Source organism: Soonwooa sp., from assembly GCF_030151385.1.
Lineage (GTDB): Bacteria > Bacteroidota > Bacteroidia > Flavobacteriales > Weeksellaceae > Soonwooa.
Genome location: NZ_JASLDS010000009.1, coordinates 1 through 13,250, shown reverse-complemented (window position 1 = coordinate 13,250; position 13,250 = coordinate 1). Strand labels below are relative to the sequence as shown.

General features: G+C 35.5%; 9 protein-coding genes and 1 rRNA gene. 1 reads left to right on the top strand and 9 read right to left on the bottom strand.

Going from position 1 to position 13,250, the window contains the following annotated elements:
- Positions 1 to 6: 6 nt before the first annotated feature.
- From Q1V95_RS01295 to folK, 3 genes are read right to left on the bottom strand one after another with little or no spacing between them, the layout of a single operon-like run.
- Positions 7 to 1,425, bottom strand: coding sequence for an OmpA family protein (locus tag Q1V95_RS01295; RefSeq protein ID WP_300669414.1), 1,419 nt, complete (start codon positions 1,423 to 1,425; stop codon positions 7 to 9).
- 22 nt (positions 1,426 to 1,447) lie between these two features.
- Positions 1,448 to 2,899, bottom strand: a complete 1,452-nt coding sequence (locus tag Q1V95_RS01290; protein WP_300669411.1) for an OmpA family protein — start codon at positions 2,897 to 2,899, stop codon at positions 1,448 to 1,450.
- A gap of 18 nt (positions 2,900 to 2,917) precedes the next feature.
- On the bottom strand, positions 2,918 to 3,337 hold the full coding sequence (folK, locus tag Q1V95_RS01285; RefSeq protein ID WP_300669409.1) for a 2-amino-4-hydroxy-6-hydroxymethyldihydropteridine diphosphokinase: 420 nt from the start codon (positions 3,335 to 3,337) through the stop codon (positions 2,918 to 2,920).
- A gap of 21 nt (positions 3,338 to 3,358) precedes the next feature.
- Between folK and sppA the strand changes: the two genes are divergently transcribed.
- Complete coding sequence (gene sppA, locus Q1V95_RS01280) at positions 3,359 to 5,107, top strand: signal peptide peptidase SppA (RefSeq protein WP_300669406.1); 1,749 nt, start codon at positions 3,359 to 3,361, stop codon at positions 5,105 to 5,107.
- Between the two features lie 218 nt (positions 5,108 to 5,325).
- On the opposite strand, the gene Q1V95_RS01275 is transcribed toward sppA, so the two are convergent.
- The 6 genes from Q1V95_RS01275 to rrf all read right to left on the bottom strand — a co-directional run bounded on the left by Q1V95_RS01275 (position 5,326) and on the right by rrf (position 13,007).
- Positions 5,326 to 5,988 carry a DUF6048 family protein gene (locus Q1V95_RS01275; RefSeq protein WP_300669405.1) on the bottom strand — a complete coding sequence of 221 codons (663 nt, stop codon included), beginning with the start codon at positions 5,986 to 5,988 and terminating at the stop codon, positions 5,326 to 5,328.
- Positions 5,954 to 6,433: a DUF6452 family protein gene (locus tag Q1V95_RS01270; RefSeq protein ID WP_300669403.1), complete on the bottom strand. Its 480-nt coding sequence runs from the start codon at positions 6,431 to 6,433 to the stop codon at positions 5,954 to 5,956. Before Q1V95_RS01270 ends, Q1V95_RS01275 begins: the two co-directional genes overlap by 35 nt.
- Positions 6,430 to 8,904, bottom strand: a complete 2,475-nt coding sequence (locus tag Q1V95_RS01265; protein ID WP_300669402.1) for a zinc-dependent metalloprotease — start codon at positions 8,902 to 8,904, stop codon at positions 6,430 to 6,432. Before Q1V95_RS01265 ends, Q1V95_RS01270 begins: the two co-directional genes overlap by 4 nt.
- Before the next feature lie 364 nt (positions 8,905 to 9,268).
- Positions 9,269 to 10,681: a 23S rRNA (uracil(1939)-C(5))-methyltransferase RlmD gene (gene rlmD / locus Q1V95_RS01260; RefSeq protein ID WP_300669399.1), complete on the bottom strand. Its 1,413-nt coding sequence runs from the start codon at positions 10,679 to 10,681 to the stop codon at positions 9,269 to 9,271.
- Between the two features lie 17 nt (positions 10,682 to 10,698).
- Entirely contained in the window at positions 10,699 to 12,222 is a 1,524-nt protein-coding gene (locus tag Q1V95_RS01255; RefSeq protein ID WP_300669397.1) for a thioredoxin-like domain-containing protein, read from the bottom strand.
- Positions 12,223 to 12,899: 677 nt separating this feature from the next.
- Positions 12,900 to 13,007, bottom strand: a 5S ribosomal RNA gene (rrf, locus tag Q1V95_RS01250).
- Positions 13,008 to 13,250: the final 243 nt, after the last annotated feature.

Below are 13,250 nucleotides of genomic sequence, written 5' to 3'. Positions count from 1 at the left end.
AGAAATTTATTTAGCTTCGAAATAAACTCTTCTGTTAGCTCTGTTTTTCCACTCTGGACATTTTGTCGCTGGGTTACATTCAGGGTAAAGAAGATCAGATTTTCCTCTACCAACAGCTTCTAATTTAGAAGCATTAGCACCATTCTTGATTAAGAAGTCTTTAACATTGTTAGCTCTTCTTTCAGAAAGCTTTTGGTTATAAGCTGCAGTACCTCTAGTATCGGTAGCACCAATAACTTTGAAAGAACTTCCTGAAGAGTTAAGGTTATCAATAGTATTTGTTAAGATAGATACATTACTTGGTAAGATTCTATCAGAGTTAAGATCAAACTCAATACCTTTGATTTCACCTGTTACTTCTGTAGCTTGACCTGGCGCTTTATCGTAAGGACAACCGTTATTCTCTGGTGGACCAGGAACAGTTACACACTTATCGTAAAGGTCAATTACACCATCTAAGTCAGCATCCAAAGCAACACCAGAACCATCAACTCTAGCTCCAGCAGGAGTATCAAGTTGTCTATCCCAATCGTCACAAACACCATCGTTATCAGCATCTCCTTTTTTACAAACTTCTACATCGTTAGATTTGTCAGCAAGGACATCTAACTTGTAATAGATCTCTTGTAATGGATCATGCCAGAATAAATGAGATTGATGTTTTCCGATGTTATAAGTAAGTCCCAAAGCACCAGTAACCATATTATCAGATACCTTGTTTGTTTTACTTTGGTTAATACCAATACTACCATCAAATGTGTTATCATTAGTAACCACATACATCACTCTTGCTTCAAGATCTAATGAATTGGTCATTCTATATTTAACAGCTGTACCAAACTGAGCGAATAAAGAACCTAATTTAAAAGGTTTAACTTCAGTAGCTAAGCTTTGGTTGTATGGCATACCAGCATTCTGGATATAAGCTTTGTAAGCAATAGTACCACCACCAACATAACCATGAAGAGCCCATCTAAAGTTAGATTTGTTATCAACTCTTCTTAATAAGTTAGAGATATTGAAATCTGCCAATAATGAAATGGCGTCAAACTGTGTTCTTGCTGCCTTCACATCATTTAGATGATCTTTAGTATTTGCATAACCTTGTCTAGTCTCTCCTTTATCATATTGAAGTTTAAGACCAAAAGCATGTGTTATCGCTTTATCAACACTAAAGTAAGCTGAATAACCGAACAAAGTTTTACCTGAACCATTGTTGATTGAAGTAATATTACCTGTCTGAATAAGCGCTGTACCACCACCAGCAGAAATCGCCCAATCATTGAATCTTTTAGAGTCTTGAGTAAACGGCTGATAAGCTGGAGTGCCTATAGAATCGCTTTTAGCTGTAGCTTCTTGCGCATAACTTAACGATGGCATCGCTAAACCCGCTAAAGCTATAATTGTTAATAAATTTTGTTTCATTTTATGTCGTTTTTCTTAATTATTATTTAGCATTGAAATATACACGTCTGTTAGCTTCATTTTTCCATTCAGGACACTTCGTTGCAGGGTCACATTCTGGGAATTTAAGATCTGACTTACCACGTCCTTCAGCTTCCAAAATACTTGAAGAAACTCCTTTTGTAACAAGATAAGCTTTTACAGCATTAGCACGTTCTTGAGATAATTTTTTATTATACTCTGCAGAACCTCTAGCATCAGTTGCACCAATAACTAAGAAACTTTTTTCATTATCTAAGCTCTTAATTACAGTAGCCGCTTGATCTAATACTTTATATGAAGTAGGTCTAATAACAGCTTTGTTTAATTCAAACTCAACAGATTTTAGATATTCATTAATTTCATTAACAATATTATTTTGGATAAGTGCTTTAGTTGGTGATTCAACTGGACAACCATTGTTTTCAATTGGTCCAGGAACCGTAACACACTTATCGTAAAGATCGATTACACCATCTAAATCTAAATCTAAAGCAACACCAGCTCCATCTACTCTAGCTCCAGCAGGTGTATCAAGTTGTCTATCCCAATCATCACAAACGCCATCATTATCATTATCACCTTTTTCGCAAACTACGAAATCTTTGATATCTGTTTCCAGCTTGTTAACTCTTGAGTATGCATTTTGAATAGGATCGAACCATTGCAAATGCGTCTGCTTGCTCTTACCTAACTTGAAGCTTACACCTAAGTTAACAGTAAAAGGATTATCTGATCTACTAGGATGTAGTTGCATGTAAGCTGCAGTACCATTTTCAGGATCATATGCACGACCACCTTGGATACCAGAACCATCGAATGCATCATCACCAGAGAAGACATACATTGCTCGTAATTCTAAATCAATCAATTTAGACACATTATACTTCAGACCAACCCCTGTTGTCCAAAACACAGAACCTTGATCAAGTTTTTGTTCAACATAAATTGGCCATTTGTTATAAATACCTTGATCTTGCAATCTTGTTTTATAACCCATGATTCCAGCTCCAGCATACGCATGGATTGCCCACTTGAATTCGGATTTGTTATCTACTCTTCTCATTAGATTGGATAGATTAACATCTCCTAAAATCGCCAATTGATTGTACTTCGTATTAGCCTCGGCAACACCCCATTCTGGTCTAGCCATAGCTTTTTGCTTGGTTTCACCTTTAGAGAAATTTAGACTAACACCAAAAGTGTGATTAATTTGCTTATCAATACTGATATAACCATTCCATCCCCAATTAACTTTACCATCATAAAAAGACGTAAGGTCAGCAGATTGCATGAAAGCCCCACCTCCACCTAACGAAATAGCCCAATCTTTGAAAAGACGACTTTCATTAGTGAATTTTTCGGTTTTTTCTGAACCTGAACCGTACGGATTTGAATTCTGAGCAAAAATTAAAGCTGGAAAGGCCGCAGCCAAAAGGATTAATTTTTTTTTCATATCGTGTTTTTGTTCTATTTATTTGCAAATTTCTGACAGTAACTCTTTAGAAAACTCACGTTCAAAAGCATGTTTGAAATGTGGGATTTTCAATTTATTACTAAGAAATGAAATATTATCATAAAATACAATGTCAATATCTATCTCTCTATCTCTATATTCACCAAAATATGCACTATCATGCACTCTTCCCATATCATGTTCAATCTGTTTCAGTGCCTCAAGTAACTTAATTGGTGATAAAAAAGTCTTGATTTCCAATGCAATATTACAAAAATTATTATAACTATCAAATTCTGTTGGCAATGTTTCCATGATTTTTGACATATTAACAATTGTACATCCAGAATTTATGATATTACTTATAGCTTTATCAATCTGCATTTTAGGATTATTTTTATTACTTCCTAGTAACAAAACAGCAACATGTTGCGACATATTTGTAAACATTAATTATTTATGAAATCTTTTTTCAAGTATGTATTGGCAAATATAGTTGCTTTTATCATTATTGTAGGAGTCTTCATCCTAGGATTTATCATCTTTGCGATTATGGGTACCTTTATGGATAACGGAACTTCTGTCAAGAAAAATTCAGTTTTAACCTTAGATTTAAAAACAAGACTTATTGAAAGTCCTACAGACGAGAAATTTTCAATTTTTGATCTTAATAAAGAAGGAAAAACAATTACCAGCCTAGATCTGTTAGAATCTATTAAGAATGCAAAAACAGATGACAATATTAAAGGTATTAGTTTGGAGTTGGATGACTTCAGTGCAGGAAATACTCAATTGGAGAGCATTCGTCAAGCTTTAATCGATTTTAAGAAAAGCGGAAAATTTGTTTATGCTTATGGAAATAATGTATCGCAAGGTGCTTATTATATCAGTTCTGTAGCAGACCAATTTTTTCTAAACCCTGCTGGCGGTATCGAGCTAAAAGGACTTTCTGCTGAAGTTGCTTTTTATAAAGATTTTGCTGATAAATATGGAATTAACATTCAAGTTATCCGTCATGGAAAATTCAAAGCGGCGGTTGAACCTTTTATGTTGAACAAAATTTCTCCAGAAAATCAAGAGCAGCTTTCAACGCTTCTTAATGATGTTTGGTCTAGAAGCTCTTCGCAAATTGCACTATCTAGAAAAATTTCGCCAGAAGAGTTCAAAACAATTACAGACAGCTTGTACAGCTTTATCCCAGAAAATAACATCAAATATAAGTTAGCGGATAAAATGCTTCAAAAATCGGAGTATGATAATGTTCTTCGTCAAAAAATTGGTGTTAAAAAAGAGGAAAAACTTAACAAAATTTCGTTCCCGAAATATTTTGCAAGCCTTGATCCAGATTCAGAAGACGATAAAGTCGCTGTATTATATGCAAGTGGGGAAATTAATTCTGGTAAAGGAAGTAATGGTATCTTCTCTGAAAGTTTGATAAAAGAAATTAAAAAAGTAAAAGATAACAAAAAGGTAAAGGCAGTTGTTTTAAGAATCAACTCACCTGGAGGAAGTGCTAATGCTTCTGACGAAATTCTTTTCGAACTAGAACAACTTAAAAAAGAAAAACCATTGGTCGTTTCTTTTGGAGATTATGCTGCTTCTGGCGGTTATTATATTGCGATGGCTGGAGACAAAATCTACTCGGAGCCTAATACGATTACAGGATCGATTGGTGTGTTTGGTCTTATGACTTACTACAAGGATATCGCCAACAAAAATGGAATCCGTAGCGACGTTGTCCAAACCAATGCAAACTCTAATATGTTTTCTGCATTACAAGGTGCAAGTCCAGGAACTATTGCAATGATGCAAAAAAGTGTTGAAGGTACTTACAAGCGTTTTGTACACTTTGTAACAATTAATAGAAAGAAATCTTTTGAACAAATCGACGAGATTGGTGGTGGACGTGTATGGTCTGGTACAAGAGCAAAAGAATTGGGCTTGGTAGACGAATTGGGTGGCATCAATGATGCGATAGCAGATGCGGCAAAACGAGCTAAACTTTCAAAGTATAGTGTTACTACTTTCCCGAACAAATCTAATCCTTTCGAAGATGTGTTTGGAAGTATGGACGAAGAAGAGATCTCTGCAAAAATGTTGAAAAGCAAACTTGGAGAATCTAACTACAAAATTTTCCAACAATTGACAGAGTCAAAATTGCAAAATGGTGTAATGATGAGAATGCCTTATGTTTTGGAAGTGAAATAGGACCTCGTAACTAAATTATATTGTAAAAAAAGCCTGACACTCGCACGAGTGTCAGGCTTTTGATTTATAGTTACAACAAGTGATTCAACGAAATACTTAAACCACAAAAGCTTACAAAGAAACGAAGTTTAACTACAAAAAGAATAAACAACTAAGAAACTAGTTTTCGGAAACTACACTAAGTTGTTAATAATTAAACTTTTGTGGTTTATTAAATTCTAAAACTTATAGGCAATATTCCAACTGAATCCAAATCCAAATTTCCCAGAACTACGTCCAAAACCTGGAACAATCATTGGGAAAACTTCTTCTTGCTTTGAGGTGTGCAACAAATACTTGGGTTGAACATTGACGTCGATATAGAAATTGGAATTAAACAACTCTACACGTCCACCAATAACAGCTTCTAGCCAATACGAAGATTGCGAAGATTCGGGTAAAGATTGTGTACCATCGGCACCACCACCTGTCGCACGAACAGGGATTGCAAAATATTCTTGTTTGTAAAAACTTCCTGCCAATTTTCCGCCAGCATAAAATCCATTGTATAAGTTTTCTTTATCCTGAGACAGCATATAATAACTTCCTAGCTTGAAGAAATTACCACTCGCTTTGGCGTCGTAACCATTCTTTTGATAGACATTTTTGTCATAGCCAACATCCGCAGACACGTGTAGCTTCTTGGTCAACCTAGACGATATCCCAGCTTGGAAAAGTTTGTGATCAGAGAAAGCACCTAAGCCAGCATTAAGCACATCAACACTAACAAAAAAATTAGGTTCGTACTTCCAAGGTTTTTTAATAGTATCAGCAGGCTTTTTTTGTCCAAAAGCAGCAAATGATAGACTAAAACAGAAGAAAGAAATGAGTTTTGTTTTCATCAACAATTTCGTTTTGGTTAGGTTGAACTCTTTTGACTGGATTTGGTTTTAGCAAGTCATATTTTACATCTTTATAACTCAACTTATAACCGCAAGCAGGAGAAACATAAGTGGAAGCCGTCTGATAACTGATATTAACAATCGAAGTATCGCCTTTTTTTCTTGTTTTAAAATACAACTTGGTTGCAGTGCTATTATCCACGCGCAACGGCACAAAAATAGAATCTACTTTGGAAGCCGTTGTTAAGTTTTTTATTTTGCCATTTCCGTAATCTACGCTGACATACAAAGTATCGACTGTTAACAATTTATCATTGCTATCCGTCTTGAATTTTATTTTAACACGTGGTGTCGCTTCACCGCTTACACAGATGTCATCGTCACCGCCGCAAGACAAAAGACTTAACGTGCATGCAATGGCTAATATTTTAAAATTTAATTTCATGATTTTGGATCTAAAGTTTTTTCAATTCTAAAAATCAAATCTTGATAATGGTATTTGCTCGCTTGGTCAGTTGCACTAACTTTCGAAGCCAGTTTTGTTTTAAGATCGGTAAGTCGCCCTCTTACAAAAGCCGAAATATCCGTCTGATCATTATTTCTATTATCGATTAACTTGGACAAAGTCGCTACATAATTTCTTTGCAAATTACGACTATAAATATCATCATTATTTTTGAAAACAGCATTTTCTAAATCCGAAAGATAATCGATCATCGCATAATTGTTTCCGCCAACAGCTTCCATCTGATACATATTTTGCAAAACCATTGGGCTCAAAATTCTGTTAAATACAGTATTCTGCAAATCTTCTATCGTTTTGACAGGTGTCTTTCCAGTCTTGTCGTAGATGGATTTTTTCAGCAACCAATTTGGTGTTTGGAAAACATTTTTATCTAAAAAGCTAAGTGCTTCTTTTTGATCTTTTTTGGCAACGGTTTCATAGACAACGCCAATTTGCTCTGTAGTTTTTGGAGTCACATAACGCCCTCCAATATATTTAGAAACATGTCCAATATAACGTTTGAACTGCACAACAACTTGGTCGTACATCATTCCTAGATTTGTGAAATCTTCATTAGGTGTTGCTGTCCATTTATCCAAATTATCAACGATTCTTTTAAGATTTTTAAGACCATAATCACTCGCCAACATCGCATTATCACCTAAAGCTTCACTTTGTAATCTAGGATCAAAAGCGTCGGACTCGGTTCCAAATAATAATCTTGGATTTTTAGTTTTGTCAATAACCCATTGGTTAAGTTTTGACTTTTCGGAATCTGGTGTTTTTAAATCAAAAAATCTTCTGTAGCCCCACTCGATTGCCCAATTATCATAATCGCCAATTCGTGGGTAGATACCTTTTTCTGAAATATTATCTTCAGGTTGTGCAACATAATTGAATCGCGCATAATCCATAATCGAAGGCGTATGTCCATTGGCTTCCACCCATTTTTTATCTCTAAGTTTTTCTACAGGCACTGTCGCACTCGATATAAAATTATGACGAAGTCCCAAAGTATGTCCAACTTCATGTGAAGACACAAATCGAATAAGATCGCCCATCAGCTTATCATCAAATTCCATTTTTTGAGCTTTTGGATCGATGGGTGAAGCTTGGATAAAGTACCAATTTCTCAACAACAACATCACGTTATGATACCAATTGATATGACTTTCCAAAATCTCCCCAGTCCTTGGATCCGCAATTGACGGTCCAGAAGCGTTGGGAACATCCGAGGGTTTATAAACAATCGCTGAATAACGCGCATCTTCGAGGCTCCATTCGGGATCATTTTTCGGATCTGGAATTTTGGCTACGATTGCATTTTTAAAACCAGCTTTCTCAAAAGCCACTTGCCAATCGTTAACACCTTGCATCAAATAAGACACCCATTTGGATGGCGTTGCAGGATCAATGTAAAAAACAATCGGTTTCGCAGGCTCAACCAATTCGCCTCTTTTATATTTTTCAACATCTTGCGGTTTGGGTTCTAGACGCCATCTTTTAATAAGGTTAACACGTTTTACACCTTGCGGATCGATATCAAAATCGGTATAACCAACAGTGAAGTAACCAACACGTTGATCAAAATATCGCGCTTGCATTTTATTTTCTGGCAAAAGCACAAAAGACGAATTAATCTCTACAGTGTAATTTCCACTAACTTTTGGAACAATAGCACCAGGAACTGGTGTTGCCGAACGACCATTGGTTTTAGAAAAAGTTTTAGTAGTGTTAATTTCTAGATTCGTAGGAAAAGATTTAACATAGTTAACAAACGACATCCCTTTTTGAAACGCACCAACTTTGAAATCATCTTTCGCTGCTGCTGCAAAAGATACCATATCGTTATCTGCATTAAGGACATCCGTCACATCAATAACAGACGACTTTTTGTTTTTTCCATAGGCTTTAACATCAAAAGACATCATAATCTCTTGGACATTATTCCTAACAACAGATTGATACATTTGCGATGTAGAATCTGCAGCATAATCAACATAAGAAATCGATCTCAAAAGGATTTTGTCCTTAGGCCCTTTTTCGAAACGAATAACTTTTTGACCAATTTGATCGCCTGCATAACCAGACATACCCGAACGCATACCAGCAGCAGCTTTTGTAAGACGTGTCACCATCAAAAACTCTTTGTTAAGAATATCATCAGGCAATTCGAAAAAGTATTTATCATCAATTTTATGAACATCAATCACACCAGTATCTGTCACCGCTTTGTCCGTGATAACATCTTTGTAAGGTTTTACCGTTACCTTTTTGTCCTTGTCTGCATCCAGTTTTGCTTTAGCAGCAGGTGTTTCTTTTTTTACCGCTGTGGAATCCGTCTGTGCAGTTCCCGTCTGATAAAAAAATAAAATAGCGGTCGAAATAATTAATGTTCTAAAATTCTTCATATACAATCTTCGTTTTAATTAAGAGCCTATTTAAAATATTAAACCACAAAAGTATAGTCTTTAACAACAACTGATAAAGTTCAAAAATACTAAAGTTTACACTTTGTAATTTTTGCTCTTTTAAAATTGCGCCTTACTTTCCTTTTGTGGTCAAATGATTAATTATAAAATTAAACAGTCTCTAGTAATCTTATTTAATGTCAGTTCGTGATAAAAAGCCAATCCTTTATGACGCGTCACTTCGAGTAAAAATCTGAAAGATTTTGTATCGAGAAGTTTTAATGATAAGTTCTCGATACGATTTCTGCGAAATCTACTCGAACTGACGTTAATTTCCTTATCCCGAACTCAGGGTTATTTAAAATTATTTTTTCTTCTTCGTCAATAGTGCAATGTTCTCCACATGATGTGTTTGCGGGAACATATCGACAGGTAAGATTTTTACCAAATCATAATCTTCCTTCATCAAAGCTATATCTCTTGCTTGTGTCGCCGAATTACAACTAACATACACCACTTTCTCTGGCGAAAGTTTTAGAATTTGTTCTACAACCTTTGGATGCATTCCGTCGCGCGGTGGATCTGTCACCAAAACATCAGCTTTTGAATGCTGCGCCAAAAACTCTTCGGTGAAAACCTCCTTCATATCACCGCAATAGAATGTGCAATTGTCAAGTCCATTAAGTGCTGCATGCTCTTCAGCTGCATCGATGGCTTCTTGCACAGCTTCGATTCCGATAACATGTTTTGCAGTTCTAGCAATGTATTGTGCAATCGTTCCTGTACCTGTATAAAGGTCGTATACCACTTCGTCTCCCGTTAATCCAGCAAATTCCAAAGTTTTACGGTAGAGATTTAAAGCTTGTTTATAATTGGTTTGGAAAAATGATTTTGGACCAATCTTAAATTTAAGTCCATCCATTTCTTCATATAAAAATCCATCACCATAATAGGTCTGAATATCCAAATCGTAAACGCTGTCATTTCCTTTCGAATTAATCGCGAAAAGCAAAGTTTTAATTTGTGGAAACTTTTCCAAAACAGCATCAAGAAGCAATTTTCTTTTGTCTTCATCTTCTTTAAACAATTGGAACAATAACATCCATTCGCCTTTAGAATTTTGACGAAGCATAAAGGTTCTCAAGAATCCTTCTTGGTTTCTAACATCAAAAAAGTCTAATCCATTTTCAACGGCAAAGTTTTTAACAAACAATCGCATTTCGTTTGATGGATCTTCTTGTAAGAAACACTCGCTAAGATCAAGGATTTTGCTCCATTGTCCAGGAATATGGAAGCCTAAAGCATCTTTGCTATTAAGCTCAGCATCGCTTTTTATTTCTTCGGGAGTCAACCAACGAGCATTCGAAAACGAAAACTCCATTTTGTTACGATACAAGAATTGTTCATCTGCACCCAAAATTGGTTCGCAAACGAAATCTTTAAAGCCTCCAATTCTTTTAATATTGTTCAAGACTTCGTCTTGCTTGTAATACAGTTGCTTATCATAAGACATATTCTGCCATTTGCAGCCACCGCAATATCCGAAGTGTACACATTTTGGCTCGACACGATCAGGCGACAATTCCAAGACCTCAATCGCTTGACCTTCGTAATAACTACTTTTTGATTTTTTAACTTGTACATTAACAAGATCTCCTGGGATGGCACCGCTTACAAAAATCGTTTTGCCATCCTCTGCTTTAGCAACAGAAACTCCTTTCGCACCGGCAGAAAGGAGTCTGATATTTTCTAAAATTAAATTCTTTTTTTTCTTCATTAAGAATAAATTTCTATCTATTTAGTTTTTGGTTGTGCAGCTTCTGGCTGAGGCGCAGGTGCTGGCGCAGCTTGTTCTCCGTTCCATTCTGGTGTAACCTGAGCTTCTGGCGCAGCTGGTGCTTTAATACCTGTCAACTTACTCAACTCATCGATGAATTTTGCTTCACCTAAATTGTAATAAGTTGGACCAGTTACTTTAGCATCTTTATCAAGAATTGTAAATCCAGGAATCTTGAATCCATACACAGAATAGTCTTTAGCAAATTTTGAAGTTAAACCTCCTTCTGCATATACATTTTCTCCAGGAATTCCTTTTAACAAACTCTTATATGTTTTGTCGAACTGCTCTTTCGTGTCATCTAGATTAACAAAGACAACATTCATTTTCGCTTTATAATAGTTAACAACCTCCTTAAGAACTGGGATCGTATTTTGCGCGATATAAGGATTCCAAGAAGCATAAGTCATCACCAAAGTTGGCTTCCCTTTGAAGTCTGCTAAAGTTGTAGACTTACCATCAGCCTTTACAAGTGGTGAAGCTGGTGCCTCAGTACCTTTCTTCAATCCATAAACTGCGTCAAAAGCACGTTGAAGATCGCTTTTAACCTCAGGATTTTTAATATTATCGTTAGCAAGTTTTACAATCGCATCCGTATTATCAGCAAAAGGATTAAGGTCAAATTTAGCGATAACAAAAGCTAACAAATAATCTTTTGTATCTTGAGAATAATCTTTTTTAGTATTCAAATATTTAGCAAAAATAGAAGACATCGACGCTGTATTCTTGTCACCTTGCGTTAATGCAAATTTTTGGAAATCATCTCCAATTTTGTTCAACAAGTAGTTACGGTACAACGGCAAAGTTTTAATCATTCTCTCGCTATCTGTCTCCATAGATTTTTGATAATCTTTAAAAGCACCAGAAACCTTGAAATTTGCTTGCTGGATAGCTTCACCATGGTTTAGTTCGTACTGACTAAGGAAAGTTAAGATATGCGTTTTAAGTTCGTCCTTCTTCAAAGTAACAACTTCCGAATCCGCTTTAGTCTTAGAAGCGGTATCATCAATATTCTTAGTTAGATCAGTATTAATTTTTTTAACTTGCTCTAAGAATGACTTTTCATCTTTAGAAATGATACTAGCATCCAATTTACCAAGATATTGCTCCATAAACGCTTGCGTCTCTTTTATGAAATCATTATTCGCCTTAGCATCACCAGTAACATTGAAAAGACCTGGGAAAGACATCGCATCACCAGAAACATTAAGTGTCTGTCCAGCTTTTAGATATACAAATGCCATTTGACCACCATAAGTCATCGCATACATTCCGTTTTTAGGCGCCTCAAACTCACCCTTAAAATTTCCCTTGCTATCAACACCCAAATTAATTAGTGGCAATGTTGCAACACCAGATGCATCTATAAATTCTACACGTTCTAATGGCGAACCATTTTTGATAACACCGTTAACTTTCACTTTCTTAGAACAAGAAACTGCCAACAATGCAATCATACATAAGAACAAAATTCTTTTCATAACTTGATTAAAATATTTGCTTGCAAAAATATGCTTATTTAAAGGAAAAAAAAATAAAAATGCTGATTTTCACAAACATTAACAACATTTACCACAAAAAACAAGACAGTAAGCAAAACAAAATTGAGTAATACAAAAACTACAAAACCAAGAATTAAATTTATTAGGAGCTTATTCCCGCTTTCACTACTCGCTTTTTTGCGCCAAACTATTTCCAATGGCATACAAAAAGAGCTTGAACATGCCGTTCAATCGGGGCTAGCTTTTTAATTATAGGCTTTTAGCTTGTAGCCAATAGCTACTTGCTATAAGCTATTAGCTGCTTCCTAATCCCTTGTACCTTTTGTTATCTTATATGTATAATATTGAATAAAGCTACCATTAAATATACAACCGTAGTATTTCTTTTTACAGATATGAGCAGGACGCTCTCAACAACAAAAGTTATTTTGTTTAGAATCGAACGAGCAAGACGCTCGCACGAGCGAATGATTTCAGTTTTTAACTTTTGTTTTTATTTTTTAATAAGAACTTAAAGAGTTGCGCTAATAGCTAATAGCTAATAGCTAATAGCTAATTGTTTATAGCAGCTACCTACCACCTTCTACCTAATACCTACATCCTATAGTTCTAAAACAAAAAAAGCTCATCAACAATGTTGATGAGCTTTTAAAAAAAACTGGCGGCGACCTACTCTCCCGAGTTAGCAGTACCATCGGCGCTAGAGGGCTTAACTTCTGTGTTCGGAATGGGAACAGGTGAGCCCCTCTGCTATAACCACCCTAAAGGCTGTATATTGCTTTCGGCTATTAGCTATAAGCTATTAGCCATTGGCTTTTTTTAATCGGTATTTTTAACATCACAAAGGCATAACCTTTATCGCACTCCCTTTATACTAAAGTGATTTTGTTTGTTTCTAGTTGAACGTTTAAACTTTCAACATTAAACTTTAAACCTACATTTAGGCTATAAATCTACGGGTAATTAGTACTACTCGGCTATGACATTACTGCCTTTACACCTGTAGC